The sequence below is a fragment of the Brevibacterium sp. genome (assembly GCF_052105255.1).
GTDB lineage: Bacteria > Actinomycetota > Actinomycetes > Actinomycetales > Brevibacteriaceae > Brevibacterium > Brevibacterium linens_B.
Window position 1 is genome coordinate 1 of record NZ_JBQDYQ010000065.1, and the last position, 15,676, is coordinate 15,676.

Consider the following 15,676-nt stretch of genomic DNA (forward strand, 5'->3'; position numbering starts at 1 on the left):
CCGTGACCGTATAGGGCAGTGACTTCGTGCGGGTGAAGATGAAGGCCTGCACGAGTGCGAAGGGGATCGTCAGCAGCGGCCCGATCGACCGGTAGCCGAGCTCCCAGAGGAACGAGACGAAGATGATCGTGGTGAAGACGTTCGCCGTCCAGAACGAGAAGTGTGTGCGCAGCAGGGCGAAGACCGTGCAGATGAAGAACAGCTCATCCCAGATGCCCACGGCATTGACCCCGAAGAACAGTCGGACGATCTCCGACCAGTTCGTCAGCGGCGGCCAGTTGAGGTAGACCCCGGTGCGCATGAAGTACTGTGGCAGCACCGTCCACGCGACCACGACGACGAAGACCAGCCATGCCCACTCCAGCCGCGACCAGGGCTGGCCGCGCCGCAGCGGGAATTGGATCGTCCGGTCATGGAAGACGTACCGGGTCACCAGCCACGGGCCGATGACGACGGCGGAGAGCACCACACCCATGCGGGCGATGTTCTTCCAGGAGATATCGGCCTCGACCGAGATCGCCGAGATGAGTGCGAGACAGGCGGCGATGATGCTGAGGTCTCTGGCGAAGCGCCGATTGACACTCCACGCGGTGACCAAAGCAGCAAGCATCGGAACGTATCCGAAGGCGCGGACCTGCGGAAACGTCGTTCCCACACCGAAGAGCACAACAGCCGAGACCGCCAGCAGAGCAGCCGCGGCAGCCTCCCAGCTGACCAATTTCAGCTGGGAGGATTCGATGGTTACTGCTCGGTCAGTGTCCACGATCCACACTGTAGACGAACACGGCGCGAGCTGCACCGAACGAACCGGGCTTGGCCTGCATCGAATCATCCGGCCTGCACCGAATCATCGGGGTCAGCCTCGATTCGCCAGTAGGATCGACTCGAGGGAAGGACATCATTGGACCCAGAGGACTACTCCGAGCTCGTCGCCGGGCTGGCACCGGATCTGCGTACAGAGACGACGCCGATACGCAACGCGGTCGGACGCATCACGGGGGCGGACATCATCGCTCCGCGATCGGTGCCGGACTTCGCCGCCTCGGCGATGGACGGATTCGCCCTCGACGGGGCAGCTCTGAACGCCGCCCGCATCGGCGATCCCATCCGTGTCATCGGCGACATCCCCGCCGGCCACCGAGCCGTCGCTCTGCAGCCGGGATGTGCGGTGCGGGTGATGACCGGGGCTCCCGTGCCCACCGACGCCGAGGCGGTCGTCCCCGTCGAACTCACCGACGCTTTGCAGACCGGGCCCGCCCCCGAAACCATTCGGATCGACTCTCTCCCGAGTTCCGTGCCACCCGGATGGAACATCCGCGCAATCGGTGAGGACATGAAACGCGGTGACCCCGTCCTCACTGCGGGGGAGCGGATCACCGCCGCCGGGCTCGGGGTCCTGGCGATGCTCGGCATCACCGAAGTCGAAACGATCCGTACACCCCGCATCGGTCTGATCGTCACTGGAGACGAAATCCAGGTCACTGACCCGACAGATGGCACCCCCACCGAGGCGGCCGCCGCCTCGATCTTCAACTCGAACCTGCCGATGCTCGCCGCCGCAGTCGGCGGCCTGGGCGCCGTACCCATCGAAGCCACGAGCAGAGACGACGCTGAGGAGCTGATCAGCGTGCTCACTTCGATGCAGGCTGAGGCCGACCTCGTCGTGACGACCGGCGGAATCAGCGCGGGCGCCTTCGAGGTAGTCCGCCAGGCACTGGAGTCCGACCATTCGACGTTCGGTCGACTTGATATGCGCCCCGGTTCCCCTCAGGGATTCGGACGCTTCGGGACTCTGCCGCTGATCCATCTGCCCGGCACTCCACAGGGCGCTTTTGTTGCCTTCCACCTGTTCGTCGGCTCGCTGCTGACGGGTAAGAGTCTGCGGCAGAGATGGCGAAAGGGCATCCTCGCCGGCCCCAGCCTGCGACAACACGGCAGGGCCGTCACCTTCCGTCCCGGCACCTTCACGGAATCGGGGGAGATCCGTGCAGCTGATCGGGCCAGACTGCCGAACTTCGCCTCCGCCGATGTGATCATCAGAATCCCACGCGGCACTGGTTCAGAGCGCGACTCAGATTCCCCACGCAGCTCAGGGGAGCTGAGCGCGGGCACGGTCATCGAATACCTTGAGTGCTGACGCCAAAGTCAGAGCACAGACATTGCCGAGTTCAGAGCACACTTGCCGCCGAAGCCAGGACGCAGCCGCGGCCGGAGCGGCTCGGGCACACCAAAGATCGCCGCATTAGGATGGAAGCATGTCCACGTCACGCCTCGCACCCGCCGACCGGGCCCGGTATGCTCGGCAGCTTAGACTGTCCAGGTTCGGTGAGAGCGCGCAGGCGGCGCTGCTCAACTCGCACGTCCTCGTCATCGGCGCCGGGGGACTCGGCGCTCCGATCCTCAGCTACCTCGCGGCCGTCGGCATCGGCACGATCACCGTGGTCGATCCCGATATCGTCGAGCTGAGCAATCTGCACCGACAGGTCATCCACACCGAGGCGGCCGTCGGCTCTCGTAAGATCGATTCCGCCCGGCAGCGGATGAACGGGATCAACTCGTCGATCGAGGTCCGCACGATTGCCCAGCTGCTCACTGTGGACAACGCTCTCGACCTCTTCGACGGCGTCGACATCGTCGTCGACGGCAGCGACAACTTCGCCACCCGCTACCTTGCCAACGATGCCTGTGAGATTCTCAGGGTCCCACTCGTGTGGGGGACGATCCTCGGCTTCGACGGTCAGGTCGCCGTCTTCGACGTCGAACACGGCGCCACCCTGCGCGACCTCTATCCCGAGGTCCCCGCCCCCGGCAGCGTGCCCGACTGCTCGGTCGCCGGAGTCCTCGGGCCCCTGTGCGGAAGCATCGGATCCGCCATGGCGATGGAAGCCATCAAGGTGCTCACCGGAATCGGCACACCGCTGTACAACAGCGTGGCGATCCACAGCAGCCTCGATACCGGCTGGGAGACCGTCCCTGTGCAGCCGATCCCCGGTCGAACTCCGGTCACCGACCTCGAGATGCATCGCAGCGATTACGCCCAGCACACGTTCGACTTGCTCGGCACCGACGACGGCACCGAGGGCGCAGCCGGCACGAACACCGGAGAGAGTCCTCTGGGGCCGGCCACCGTCACCTGGTCGGAGCTCGACGCGACCTCCATCCTCGTCGACATCCGCGAGGACGACGAGGTCGCCTCGGGGATGGTCCCCGGCGCCATTCACATTCCGATGGACGAACTCCTCGCCGACCCCGGCAGGCTGCCCGTCGGGTCGGATCCCATGCAGCAGTCAGGGATCGCACTGTACTGCCGGTCGGGGGTGCGCTCGACGAAGACCGCAGCACAGCTGCGCTCACAGGGCACCGCGGTGACCTCGGTCAACGGCGGATACCTCGCCTTTCTGTCCCAGCTGCCTCCTCAGCAGCGCTGACGAGGCGTCCACCGATCTCGCCGCTCAGAACCTCACCCGCCGGCGAACGGCGGGAGGACATCGACGGTGTCACCATCGGCCAAAGGCACCGACTTATCGGTCGCGGCCACGGAATTGACGAGGAAGCTCGAACGCGACAGCACGGTCGCGGCTTGGGTACCGGCCGCCTCGGCGAGGGTCGTGACGAGCTCATCGACGGACCCGGCATTCATCTGTGATTCGCGGGCGCCGAAGGCCTCGCGGGCTGCGGCGAAGAACCGAACGGTGATGGTGGGCACTTATCCTCCGATGGCGCTCATGGGACGCTGGGGCTGCTCGAACGATTCCGTGTCCATCCCATGACCGGCGAGCTTCTTCCAATGCGCACCCTTCCACAGATTCGCAATCGAATCCTCTGAGGCCCCCTCACGCATCGCGGTGAGCAGATCGACCTCGGTGCGAGAGAACAGGCAGGTGCGCACACGACCCTCCGCGGTCAGACGGGTGCGAGTGCAGTCCGCGCAGAAGGGACGCGTGACAGACGCGATGATTCCGACGGTGCCGAGGATCGTATCGGGCCGACGTCGATCGGCGACGAGGAACTTCTCGGCCGGAGCACCGCCGCGAGGCGCCGAATCCGGGGTGAGGACGAATCGGGGCTCGAGGAGGGCGAAGATGTCAGCGGCGGTGATCATCGACGTCCGATCCCAGGAATGTCCGGCATCCAGGGGCATCTGCTCGATGAACCGCAGACTCAGATCCTGTTCGAGACACCACTGCAGCAGGTCAGGCGCCTGTGAATCGTTGACTCCCGGCAGCATCACGGCGTTGATCTTCACAGGGCTGAGGCCGGCGGCCTTCGCCCCGTCGATGCCCTCGAGCACCCGTTTGAGGAACGGACGTCGGGTCATGGACTCGAAGGTCTCCGGATCGATCGTGTCGAGCGAGACGTTGATGCGGTCGAGTCCCGCGTCCTTCAGCCGTGCGGCACGTTTGTCCAGACCGATCGCGTTCGTCGTCAACGCGATGTTCGGTCGCGGCTTCAAGGCCGCGACGCCGGCGATGATCTCGTTGATGTCCTTGCGTGTCAGGGGTTCGCCGCCGGTGAACCGGACCTGGTCGACGCCGAACTTCTCTACCGCGATGCGGACGAAGCGGACGATCTCGTCGCCGGTCATCGCGGAATCGCGGGACATGAACTCGACGCCTTCCTCCGGCATGCAGTAGGTGCAGCGCAGGTTGCAGAAGTCCGTGAGGGAGATGCGGAGGTCGCGAGCGCGGCGATCGAAGGTGTCGAGCAGTGCGTCCTCGGTGTGGCCGGTGAACTCCTCGCCCGGGTCGACCGTCGGAGTTCTGAGCACCGGCATGGGCAGGCCGATCTTCTCCATTGCGTCATCCTCCTTGAAAAGCGTGTCGATATCATCGTCCCATGACTACTGCGAAGATGCACCGTGAGCGGATATCCGAGATGATCGCGCCCCTGACCGGTCCGGTGAGCCTGCCGCTGAGTTCTCTGCTGGAGACGCCGAGGCGGCTGACCGCCGATGTGGAATCGCCGATCGATGTCCCCGGCTTCGACAACTCGAGCATGGACGGCTACGCCCTGGCCGCCGCCACCGTGGAGGAGATGCGCGGGCAGTCGATTCCCGTGCGCGGCCGTGTGGCCGCGGGAGCACGTGGAGAGGTCGTGCAACCGGGCACAGCAGTGGAGATCATGACCGGGGCACCGCTGCCTGAGGGCACGGATATGGTCGTGAAGATCGAGGACACCGCACCGGGAAGCTTCGGTGCCGAAACCGTCACCATCGATCCTGGTGTCGAACCTGCGCCGGGAACATTCGTCCGTCGCCGCGGCTCCGACGTCCGCACCGGTCAGGCCGTGCTGAGCGCCGGAACCATGCTGACGCCCGCCCACCTCGGCGTGGCCGCCGCATGCGGGGTGAACGAACTGCCGGTGCTCGGTCTCCCGCGCGTGCTCGTCGTGAGCACGGGTGATGAGATCGCCGCCGAGGCGGCCGCCGGGATCAACGACGCGAACTCCGTGACGCTCTCGGCCGGGCTGCGCCGCCTCGGCGTCGACGTCGATGTTGCGTTCGTCCCAGACGACCCGCAACAGCTGCTCGACCGAGTAAGCAGCAGCGACGCGGGGCTCGTCATCTCCACGGGCGGAATCTCGAAGGGCGCACACGAAGTCGTCAAACTCGCCGCCGGACTCGACGCGGACTCCTCGATGACGTTCGAACCCATCGCCATGCAGCCCGGGGGACCGCAGGGCTGCGGACGCCTGGCCGACCATGCGTGGGTGGCGCTGCCGGGCAACCCGGTGAGCACACTCATCAGCTTCGAACTCTTCATCCGGCCCGCCCTGCTCGGTTTGGCCGGTCATGAAGCTCCCCGCGAAGCCGCCCACCACCGACTGGCCCACGGATTCGACGAAGCCCCTCCGGCAGGAAAACTCCAAGTCCGGCGTGCCAGACTCACGGAGGCCGGTCTCGAATTCGTCGGCGACTCCCGGTCCCACCTGCTCCACAGCTATGCCGAAGCCACGCACCTCGTCTTCGTCTCACCCGAGGACGCGGGAGCAGACGATCCGTTCTCAGCTGTGGGAGATAGGCTGTTGACGTGGAAGATCGCATGAAACTCAGCCACGTCGACGCATCAGGAACCGCCCAGATGGTCGATGTCGGCGACAAGGACGTCACGAAGCGCCGAGCCGTTGCCTCCGGCCTCATCACCACTCGTGCCGAGGTCATCGACCTCATCGCCGAGGCGGGGCTTCCCAAGGGCGATGCTCTGCCCGTGGCCCGCATCGCCGCCGTCATGGGCGCCAAGCGCACCAGCGACCTCATCCCGCTGTGCCATCCGCTGCCGCTGACGGGAATCGACGTGGAGTTCGAACTCCGCGAGGACGCGGTGGCCATCACCGCCGCGGTGAAGACCGTGTCGAAGACCGGCGTCGAGATGGAGGCCCTGACCGCTGTGACCACGGCCGCGCTGACGATCTTCGACATGATCAAAGCCGTCGACAGCCAGGCAGTCATCAGCGACATCAAGGTCGTCGAGAAGACCGGCGGAAAGAGCGGCGATTGGACGCGAGAGTCATGAGCACCGGCACAGTCGTGACCACGGGAGTCGTCGAGTCCCCGATTTCGACCCAGGAACTCGAACCCCAGGTCCTCACGGAGACCTGCGGTGCCGTCGTCAGCTTCTCCGGAGTCATCCGCGACCACGACGAGGGTCGGGGAGTCGCTCGTCTGCACTACGAATCCCACCCCCTGGCCTCCACTCAGATCGCCGAGGTGGCTGCGGACATCGCCGCCCGGCACCCTGCGGTCAGGCTCTCCGTCGTCCACCGCGTCGGCGACCTCGAGATCGGCGATGTGGCACTGGCCGCAGTCGTCGCCTCAGCCCATCGGAAGGACTCCTTCCTCGCCTGCTGCGAACTCATCGACGAGGTCAAGGCTCGGGTGGCGATCTGGAAGCATCAGCACTTCAGCGATGGCAGTGACGAATGGGTAGGAGCCCTCGAATGACCCGACTGCGGATCAGCGAAGCGGCACGGTTCCTCGGCGTCAGCGATGACACCGTGCGCCGGTGGGTCGCCGACGGTCGACTGTCCCAGCACAAGGACGCCTCGAATCGGGCGGTCGTCGACGGCAGTGAGCTCGCCGCTCTCGCTCAATCGTCCTCCGAGGCTCTGCCGGACCCCAGCGGAGTCGTCAGCTCCTCACGCAACCGCTTCGCCGGTCTCGTCACGGACGTCAGCATCGACGGAGTGATGGCCCAGGTCAGCATGCAGTGCGGTCCCTTCCGCGTGGTGTCGCTGATGTCGGCCGAAGCCTGTCGCGAACTCGGGCTCGAGCCGGGCAGACTTGCGACCGCCTCGGTGAAGGCGACGATGGTCTCGATCGACACCGTTCCGAGTTCATGAGGACCGGCCTTGCGTGGCCACACGCGACCGTAGAGTCTCATAATCGGAGCTGAAGTCGACACGGAGTCGCAGTTGCGGGTTCAATGGGGGTATGAAGAAAACCCTGCTGGGGCTCTGCACCGTCGCAGCCCTGACCCTGACCGCCTGTTCATCGGGATCGGATCCGCACGCCGAGGCGGACGAACCGGAGGAGATCACCGTCTTCGCCGCCGCTTCGCTCACCGAAGTCTTCGACGACATCGCCGATGAGTACACCGCCGCCGATCCGAATGCACCAGACGTGAAGTTCTCTTTCGCCGGTTCCTCCGACCTCGTCTCGCAGATCTCCGAAGGCGCCCCCGCCGACGTCATCGCCACCGCCGATGAGAAGACGATGGACACGCTCGCCTCCGACGATCTGCTTGCCGGCGAGCCCGAGATGTTCGCTTCGAACACGCTCACCCTGGCCGTGGCCGAGGGAAATCCGCAGGCGATCACGAGCTCTCAGGACTTTTCCGGCAATGACCTCGTCGTCTGCGCGCCTCAAGTGCCCTGCGGGGCCGCAACTCAGAAGTGGGCCGACCTCAACGACGTCGCACTCGATCCGGTCAGCGAAGAGAACTCGGTCACCGATGTGCTCGGCAAGGTCAGCGCCGGCCAGGCCGACGCCGGAATCGTCTACGTCACCGATATCGCCCGTGGAGGCGGCAAGGTCGAACAGGTCGATCTCGACGGCGCCGACAAGGTCATCAACAAGTACCCGGCCGCCACTGTCAGAGCCAGCGAGAACCAGGACCAAGCCGATGACTTCGTGAAGTTCCTCGGTTCCGACAGGGCCCAGAAGCTGCTGCGCGACGCCGGATTCGCTGCGGGCTGACCATGCCTGCGCCTGCTCCGATGCGTCGCGAGACGTCCCCGGTCCGACCCCCGCGGCGGCCCAGATCGGAATCTCTCGTCCCCGGCTGGCTGTGGGTGCCCGCCGTCATCGGAATCGTCTTCCTGCTCCTGCCGATCATCGGCATGCTCACTCGGGTCGATGCCCAGAGTCTGCTCGCCGTGATCACGGCCGAGGAATCCCGCCTGGCGATGAGGCTGTCCCTGCTGACCTCGGTGACCTCGGCCCTCATCAGCGTCCTCATCGGCTTCCCCCTCGGGTACCTGCTCGCCACTCGGCGGTTCCCCGGCCAGCGCATCGTGCGCACCCTCATCCTGCTGCCTCTCGTGCTGCCGCCGGTGGTCAGCGGTCTCGCGCTGCTCTACACCTGGGGTCGGTCGGCCATCCTCGGCGGGGGGCTCGAAGCGGCGGGCCTCAGTCTCGCCTACACCACCTCGGCGGTGATCATGGCGCAGGTCTTCGTGTCCCTGCCGTTCATGGTCATGTCCGTCGAGACCGCCACCGCGGGCCTCGGACGCCGCTATGAACTCACCGCGGCCGAGCTCGGTGCGAAACCCAATCGTGTGTTCTTCACGGTCACTCTGCCGCTGCTCCGACACGGAATCGTCACGGGTGCCGTGCTGTGCTTCGCCCGCTCACTCGGCGAGTTCGGGGCCACGCTGACCTTCGCCGGATCGCTGTCCGGCGTCACCCGGACGATGCCCCTGCAGATCTACCTCGTGCGCGAATCCGACCCGCAGGCAGCCATCGGCCTCTCGCTCCTGCTCATCGTCATCGCCGTGCTCATCATCATCGTCGCCTACCGGTCCCCGCACGCTCCCCGGCTGAGATCCCCGCACCCCATCCCGACCCCCAACCCCGCCGAGGCGGTCCCAGCCGTCGTCGACGACGCGCCGAAACGCGGGGGAGCGACCGAACCGGAGTCGCGAACCGTGGAACCTGCGAGACCTGCACAGAGCATCAGCGCCGAAGTCCAGCTGACTGCCCGCGGAATCGATCTGGATCTGACTTCCGCACTGCCGGGGACCACTGCGATCATCGGCCGCAACGGGGCCGGAAAATCCACCCTGTTCCAAGTGCTCACCGGCGCCCTGGTGCCTGATTCGGGACGGCTGCGTCTCGGGGACGACACGGTCTTCGACATCGCTGCCGGACTGTGGCCGCCGGTCCACGACCGCGGAATCGTCCATCTCGCACAGAGCCCCCTCCTGTTCCCCCACCTGAGCGTCATCGACAACGTCGGATTCGGTCTGCGGGCTCACGGCGCGACTCGCCGCGTCGCACGTGAACAGGCGCAGGCGATGCTCGACCGCCTCGGCGTGGGGCAGTGCGCGCACCGCAGACCCGACGCCGTCTCCGGGGGACAGGCCGCCCGCATCGCGCTTGCCCGTGCGCTCGTCGTCGAACCGAAGCTGCTGCTGCTCGACGAACCGCTGGCCGCACTCGACGTGGATGTCGCTGTCGAGACCCGTCGGGTGCTGTCCCGGCTGCTGAGCGGGCGCAGCGCACTGCTGGTCACCCACGACGTCGATGACGTCACCGCTCTGGCCGAGTCGCTGGTCCTGGTGGAGAGCGGCGCCGTCGTCCACTCGGCTCCCGTCGGACAGGTCGACCCCGAAGCCGCAGGTGAGGGCGCCGAATTCCTCGCCAGCTTTTGCATGCGGGACCGTGACGGAATAGTGTGCAATCAGTCACAGTGAAAATTGGCATGCAAGGGAGCACACCGCAGTGTCCGAATTGTCCTACTCGTCGGGAACATCGACGGAACCGCTGCTCGGGATCACCATCGCCGAGCACATCAAACGCACCGCCGCGAGGAATCCCGAAGCGCTGGCATTGGTCGACCGGCATTCGAATCGGAGGTGGACGTACTCCGACTTCGATCGTGACACCGACGCACTGGCCATCGGCCTTCTCGAACGTGGAGTGAAGAAGGGCGACCGGGTCGGCATCTGGGCGCAGAACGTCGGCGAATGGGCGCTCGTGCAGTATGCCACGGCGAAGATCGGAGCGATCCTCGTCAACGTCAACCCCGCCTACCGCAGCCACGAACTCGAGTTCGTCGTCGAACAGTCCGGAATGAGCCTGATGATCTCGCAGATCGTCGCACCCCCGCACTCGGACTTCCACGCCATCGCCACCGAGGTAGCCGCCAAGGTTCCCAGCCTCGACCTCATCTTCCTCGACACGGTCTCGGAGGACCTCATCGGCGGCGTCACAGTGGGCGAGCGCGAGTCCTTCGCTCACCTCATCGAGCTGGGACGCGAGATGCTCGACGACGAAGGAGCGAAGTACGCGGTGCGGCTGCAGCAGGTCATCGACGATCTCTCGGCCGATGATCCGATCAACATCCAATACACCTCCGGCACGACCGGATTCCCCAAGGGTGTGACTCTCAGCCACCACAACATCCTCAACAACGGCTTCTTCATCGGCGAGATGCTCTCCTACACCCCCGCTGACACCGTGGTCGTTCCTGTGCCGTACTACCACTGCTTCGGTATGGTCATCGGCAACCTCGCCGCACTCAGCCACGGCTCGGCGGTCGTGTTGCCGTCACCGGCCTTCGACCCGGCAGCGACGATGGCGGCGGTCACCGAGGAGAAAGCCACATCGCTCTACGGTGTGCCGACGATGTTCATTGCCGAGCTCGAGCATCCGAAGTTCGCAGAATTCGACTTCTCCACACTGCGCACCGGAGTCATGGCAGGATCGCCCTGCCCAGTGAACACGATGCGCCGAGTCATCGACGATATGAACATGTCCGAAGTCGCCATCTGCTACGGCATGACCGAGACCTCGCCGGTGTCGATGATGACCCGCGTCGACGACTCCCTGCAGAAGCGCACCGAGACCGTCGGTCGCGTCATGCCGCACCTGGAGATCAAGATCGTCGACCCCGTCACCGGGCAGACCGTTCCGCGCGGCCAGAAAGGCGAATTCTGCACTCGCGGCTACGCGGTCATGCTCGGCTACTGGAATCAGCCGGACAAGACGGCCGAGACGATCGACGCTGCCCGGTGGATCCACACCGGCGACCTGGCCATCATGGACGACGACGGCTACGTCGACATCTCCGGACGGATCAAGGACATGGTCATCCGCGGAGGCGAGAACATCTATCCGCGCGAGGTCGAGGAGTTCCTCTACCACCATCCAGCGATCCGCGACGTCCAGATCGTAGGCATCTCCGACGAGAAATACGGCGAAGAGCTCATGGCGTGGGTGATCCTCAAAGACGGCTTCGACTCGCTCACCGCAGGCGAGGTCCGTGAGTTCTGCTCCGGCAAGCTCGCCCACTTCAAGATCCCACGCTATGTCGAGGTTCGTGAGTCGTTCCCGATGACGGTGTCGGGCAAGATCCGCAAGGTCGAGCTGCGACGAGAAGGCGAAGAGCTCACTCAGTCGGCCGGAGCCTGAAGGTGACGGGCGCGGTCCCGGCAGTGGCCGGAGTCGCGAACAGACCCTGCTCGACCCTGTATCGTTCTTAGAGGAGTCGGCTATGAAGGAGTGCACCAATGCCACAGCCCCACCTCAGCCCCACACCGGTCCGAGTCGTGAAGAACGTCGATCGCGAACGGTTCGAACTCTTCTCCGAAGAGACCTCGGGGGAGTTCATCGGTTTCCTCGCCTACCAGGTCATCGATGACCACACCTTGGAGCTGCAACACACGATCATCTCCGAAGGCTTCTCCCGTCGCGGATTCGCCCGCACCCTCGTCACCCTGGTGCTCGACCTCCTCCGCGCGGACGGGACGTCCATCGTGCCCACCTGCTCCTATGTGCAGGACTACCTCGAACGGTTCCCGCACTACGGCGACCTCGTAGCCCAGCAGTGACCGGGACCCACTCAGTCGGGGGAGCGGGGCGTTTCGCTCCGAGCCCGAGCGGTGACCTCCACATCGGCAATATCCGCACCGGACTGCTCAGCTATGTGCGGGCCCGGCAGACGGGTCGCCGGTTCCTGTGGCGGGTCGAAGACCTCGATCGGGTGAAGACCGGCGCGGCCCAATCGCAGCTCGAGGTCTTCGCCGACCTCGGAGTCGTTCCCGAACAGCGTCCCCTTGTCCAGTCCGAACGTACCGCGGAGTATTCGGACGCGATTGCGAGGCTGGCAGCCGACGGTCTCGTCTACGAATGCTATTGCTCACGCAAGGACATCGCTCAGGCCCCGAGCGCACCCCACGCACCACCCGGGGCCTATCCCGGGACCTGTCGCAGTCTCAGCGAGGGAGAGCGGGAATCGGCCCGGCGGAGACTCGAAGTGAATAACCGGCAGCCGGCGCTGCGTCTGCGCACGGACAACCGAGAGCACAGCATCGCCGATGTGTTGCTGGGCCGAGTGGAGGCCCTTGTCGACGATCTCGTGCTGCGGCGAGGCGACGGCGTCTACGCCTACAACCTCACCGTCGTCGTCGATGACGCAGCGAGCGGAATCGACGAGATCCTGCGCGGGGACGATCTGGCCTCCTCTGCACCGCGGCAGGCATATCTCGCACAGCTGTTGGGTCTGCCCGCACCGGGCTGGGTCCATGTGCCCCTGGTGCTCAACGACAGCGGCCAGCGGCTGGCCAAACGTGACGGCGCGGTGACCTATCAGCAGCTGCGCAGCCTCGGGTGGAGCGTCGAGGACGTCTTCGCCTGGATGCAGCAGTCACTGGGGCTCGACGGAATCGGATCAAGGTGGAGGACCGTCGATGACATGATCGGCGGGGTCGACTTCACTGGGATGCCGACCGCACCGACGATCTTCGTCCCACCTGTGGGTGCTTGAGCCCGCGCACGTCAGCCCGCGTACGTCAGGCCGCCTGCTCGTCAGGCCGCGGACGAGTCGGCGGCGTCTCGGATGACTCCGTCGTAGATGGATTCGAAGGTGTCGAGCGTGTATTCGATATCGTGTTTGGCCACGACGTCGAGCGACGCTTTCGACATGTCATCGAGTTCGGCATCGGGCATCCGGCAGATGCGGGTGAAGCGATCGGCCAGGGCATCAGTGTCACGCGGTGGGAACAGATACCCGTTGACTCCGTCGCGGACGAGGTGCGGCAGGGCCACCGCATCGGCAAGGACCACGGGTTTGCGCGAGGCCAGCGCCTCCAGCGTGGCGATGGACTGCAGCTCAGCGGTCGAGGGCATGCAGAAGAAGGTGCAGCGCTGGTAGGCGTCCATGAGCGCCTTGTCGCTGATCTTTCCGAGCACATGCACTCGGTCGGCGATGCCGAGTTCCTCCGCCAGGTGCTTCAGCGGTTCCTCCTGGTCGCCGCCGCCGACGATATCGGCTTCGAGGCCCAGCTCCGGATCGGTCTTCGCGACGGCCTCGACGATGTCTGCGGCATGCTTCTCCGAGGAGAGGCGTCCGACGAAGAGGACGCGAGGGGGGACGGCCCGTGACTGGGCGCAGTCGAGTTCGCGCAGATGAGCGAAGCGTTCCAGGTCGATCCCGCATGAGACCGCTCGGATGGGAGAGGAGAAGCCGTTCTCGGTGAGCAGATCGGCCGCCAGCTGTGTGGGCACCGTGATGAAGTCAGCGGACTGGAACTTCCGCCGCAGATCCCACCAGGCGATGGCGGTGCCGCCGTCGAGGACGGGCTTCGGGGCTCTGAGGTAGGGACGGACATTGTCGGGCATGAAATGGTTCGTGGCCACGACGGGGATAGCCCGCCTGATCGATTCGGAGAATGCAAAGCGGCCGATGACGAAGTGAGCCTGTGTATGCACGACATCGGGACGGATGCTGTCGAGGAGTCGCGAGAGCTCGGGCTTCGTTTCCCACGGCATGCAGATCATCCACGTTGGGTGCAGCGGCCAGCGGTGAGCGGTGAGTCGGTGAACGGTGACCCCGTTCTCGACGCTGACCGAGGGTTTGCCTGTCGCCGAAGGGCAGGCGACGTGGACATCGTTGCCGCGGGCGGCGAGGCCTTCGGCGAGTCGTTCGGCGAACTTCGCGGCACCGTTGACTTCGGGGGCGTACGTCTCTGCCGGAATCAGGATTCGGCGTATCGGAGTGGGACGGTGCGCAGACAGGATTCAACTCTCCTCGGTGTCGGTCATGGTGTCGGAACGGCGGGCGTTCCTGCGCTGAGCTTCTCGGTCTCTGACATCGGGATGATACCGCGACAATACAACGACGGCTGCGCAGGCGACCAATCCGGTGAGCGTGATGATCAGGATCAGCCAGACGGGGGCGTGGGCCGCCTCTCCCAGGACGACGGTGCCCAGGACGACGGCACCGATCGGGTCGATGACCGTCAGCCCGGCGATGACCATCTCCGGGGGGCCTGCCGCATAGGCGTTCTGGACGAACAGGGACCCCAGGGCCACGGCCGCCACCAACGCTGCGACATTGATCCAGGTGACCTGGTCGAGTCCGGCCTGGAGGAACTGGACACTGACCAGGTGCGCGTTCGTCGCCACACAGGCGAAGAGCAGGCCGGCCGCGATGATGAGAACCAGCTGCGGGGCATGGCGGAAGAGCAGGACGATCACCAGGCCGATCGCGACGGCGACGGCGGTGATCCAGAACAGGGGCATCGCATCGGCGCCGAGGTGGACCTCCGACTGTGCGGTCGTGGCCGAGAGCGCGACGAAGGCCGTCACCCCGGCGGTGCACCAGATCACGGACTGGACGAGTCGTCTGTTGACCTTGAGACCGCGGTGTCGGATGCCGAGCAGTACGGAGACGATGAGCGAAAATGCCCCGACCGGCTGGACGACCATCACCGGGGCCAGAGCCAGGGCGATGAAATTGCCTGCCGTTCCCACGCCGAGGATGGTCAGCCCGAGCAGCCAACGGCGGTTGCGCAGCAGGTCGGTGAAATGTGCCCAGCTCAGTCCGTTGTGGGAGTCATCCTGCCCGGCAACGGCTTCATGCTGATACAAGGCGCCATAGGCCAGTGCCACGGCCGCGAGGACGGCGAGGGCGATTGCCGCTATGGTCACGATGAGACTTCCGGTTTCGACGGTGCGGTTCTGGGATGGGGATCGCTTTGAGTCTATCGCGCAGGACGGCGGCGAAGATTGCCGCGGACTGTGTTTGTCCTGACTGTAAGGCAACCCTGCGGCAACGGGTGGGGAAACCCTCCACGCTGTGGCCGAAGCGCCCTCAATGCTGTGAGCTAAAGCACTCGTCATGGTTTTGTTCGTCTGCCCGGAGGTTTGCTAAGCTGGAACACACGTCCGCAGGAAAGTGCGGCATTCCTCCGTAGCTCAGTTGGCAGAGCATTCGACTGTTAATCGAAGGGTCGCTGGTTCGAGCCCAGCCGGGGGAGCAGCAAAGGCCCCGTCCGTGAGGACGGGGCCTTCGTCATCCCCGGGCGGAACCTCGCTGGCGGGTTTTGGGCACGTTGCACCATCACCCGCGCAATAAAGATTCCTCTAGCCCGCAGCACCCGCGGCATCAAAGTGCATAGGCCGCGCCCTGTCAAGCTGTTTGGAGTCACTCACGCTGCTAGCGTGTCTATCTCT

The 15,676-nt window shown here is 65.3% G+C and carries 16 protein-coding genes and 1 tRNA gene; 12 read left to right on the top strand and 5 right to left on the bottom strand.

The window, feature by feature from the left end; translation table 11 throughout:
- Nucleotides 1–763: CPBP family glutamic-type intramembrane protease (locus tag ACTIIH_RS14015; RefSeq protein ID WP_441452494.1), on the bottom strand; the 763-nt coding region annotated here is incomplete at its 3' end.
- 138 nt (nt 764–901) lie between these two features.
- On the opposite strand from ACTIIH_RS14015, the gene ACTIIH_RS14020 reads away from it, so the two are divergent.
- Together ACTIIH_RS14020 and ACTIIH_RS14025 are read left to right on the top strand one after the other, a co-directional pair.
- Nucleotides 902–2,137, top strand: a complete 1,236-nt coding sequence (locus tag ACTIIH_RS14020; RefSeq protein ID WP_441452496.1) for a molybdopterin molybdotransferase MoeA — start codon at nt 902–904, stop codon at nt 2,135–2,137.
- 118 nt (nt 2,138–2,255) lie between these two features.
- Entirely contained in the window at nt 2,256–3,428 is a 1,173-nt protein-coding gene (locus ACTIIH_RS14025; protein WP_441452498.1) for a ThiF family adenylyltransferase, read from the top strand.
- A 32-nt stretch (nt 3,429–3,460) separates the two neighbouring features.
- Here ACTIIH_RS14025 and ACTIIH_RS14030 read toward each other — a convergent pair whose 3' ends face one another.
- Together ACTIIH_RS14030 and moaA are read right to left on the bottom strand one after the other, a co-directional pair.
- Nucleotides 3,461–3,706 carry a MoaD/ThiS family protein gene (locus tag ACTIIH_RS14030; RefSeq protein ID WP_441452500.1) on the bottom strand — a complete coding sequence of 82 codons (246 nt, stop codon included), beginning with the start codon at nt 3,704–3,706 and terminating at the stop codon, nt 3,461–3,463.
- Entirely contained in the window at nt 3,707–4,795 is a 1,089-nt protein-coding gene (gene moaA, locus ACTIIH_RS14035) for a GTP 3',8-cyclase MoaA (protein WP_441452502.1), read from the bottom strand. It abuts the gene before it with no gap.
- A 41-nt stretch (nt 4,796–4,836) separates the two neighbouring features.
- Between moaA and ACTIIH_RS14040 the strand changes: the two genes are divergently transcribed.
- From ACTIIH_RS14040 to gluQRS, 9 genes are all read left to right on the top strand, one after another.
- Nucleotides 4,837–6,045 (top strand): molybdopterin molybdotransferase MoeA, encoded by a 1,209-nt coding sequence (locus tag ACTIIH_RS14040; RefSeq protein WP_441452504.1) that lies wholly within the window; start codon nt 4,837–4,839, stop codon nt 6,043–6,045.
- Nucleotides 6,042–6,512 (top strand): cyclic pyranopterin monophosphate synthase MoaC, encoded by a 471-nt coding sequence (gene moaC / locus ACTIIH_RS14045; RefSeq protein WP_441452518.1) that lies wholly within the window; start codon nt 6,042–6,044, stop codon nt 6,510–6,512. Before ACTIIH_RS14040 ends, moaC begins: the two co-directional genes overlap by 4 nt.
- Nucleotides 6,509–6,940, top strand: a complete 432-nt coding sequence (locus ACTIIH_RS14050) for a molybdenum cofactor biosynthesis protein MoaE (RefSeq protein ID WP_441452506.1) — start codon at nt 6,509–6,511, stop codon at nt 6,938–6,940. The genes moaC and ACTIIH_RS14050 overlap by 4 nt, the downstream gene beginning before the upstream one ends.
- Nucleotides 6,937–7,338: a TOBE domain-containing protein gene (locus tag ACTIIH_RS14055; RefSeq protein ID WP_101554004.1), complete on the top strand. Its 402-nt coding sequence runs from the start codon at nt 6,937–6,939 to the stop codon at nt 7,336–7,338. The genes ACTIIH_RS14050 and ACTIIH_RS14055 overlap by 4 nt, the downstream gene beginning before the upstream one ends.
- Nucleotides 7,339–7,429: 91 nt before the next feature.
- Nucleotides 7,430–8,194, top strand: a complete 765-nt coding sequence (gene modA / locus ACTIIH_RS14060) for a molybdate ABC transporter substrate-binding protein (RefSeq protein ID WP_441452508.1) — start codon at nt 7,430–7,432, stop codon at nt 8,192–8,194.
- A gap of 20 nt (nt 8,195–8,214) precedes the next feature.
- Complete coding sequence (locus ACTIIH_RS14065; RefSeq protein WP_441452509.1) at nt 8,215–9,912, top strand: ABC transporter permease; 1,698 nt, start codon at nt 8,215–8,217, stop codon at nt 9,910–9,912.
- A 28-nt stretch (nt 9,913–9,940) separates the two neighbouring features.
- A complete protein-coding gene (locus tag ACTIIH_RS14070) occupies nt 9,941–11,632 on the top strand; it encodes an AMP-binding protein (RefSeq protein WP_441452511.1) in 1,692 nt (563 codons plus the stop codon).
- 98 nt (nt 11,633–11,730) lie between these two features.
- Nucleotides 11,731–12,051, top strand: a complete 321-nt coding sequence (locus tag ACTIIH_RS14075; RefSeq protein ID WP_441452513.1) for a GNAT family N-acetyltransferase — start codon at nt 11,731–11,733, stop codon at nt 12,049–12,051.
- A complete protein-coding gene (gene gluQRS, locus ACTIIH_RS14080) occupies nt 12,048–12,986 on the top strand; it encodes a tRNA glutamyl-Q(34) synthetase GluQRS (protein WP_441452515.1) in 939 nt (312 codons plus the stop codon). Before ACTIIH_RS14075 ends, gluQRS begins: the two co-directional genes overlap by 4 nt.
- A 41-nt stretch (nt 12,987–13,027) precedes the next feature.
- Here the strand turns inward: gluQRS and ACTIIH_RS14085 are convergent, their stop codons facing one another.
- Both ACTIIH_RS14085 and ACTIIH_RS14090 read right to left on the bottom strand, forming a co-directional pair.
- Complete coding sequence (locus ACTIIH_RS14085; protein WP_441452520.1) at nt 13,028–14,239, bottom strand: glycosyltransferase; 1,212 nt, start codon at nt 14,237–14,239, stop codon at nt 13,028–13,030.
- Nucleotides 14,240–15,151, bottom strand: a complete 912-nt coding sequence (locus ACTIIH_RS14090; RefSeq protein WP_441452517.1) for a DMT family transporter — start codon at nt 15,149–15,151, stop codon at nt 14,240–14,242.
- A gap of 256 nt (nt 15,152–15,407) precedes the next feature.
- On the opposite strand from ACTIIH_RS14090, the gene ACTIIH_RS14095 reads away from it, so the two are divergent.
- A tRNA-Asn gene (locus ACTIIH_RS14095) sits at nt 15,408–15,480 on the top strand.
- The last annotated feature ends 196 nt before the right edge of the window (nt 15,481–15,676 follow it).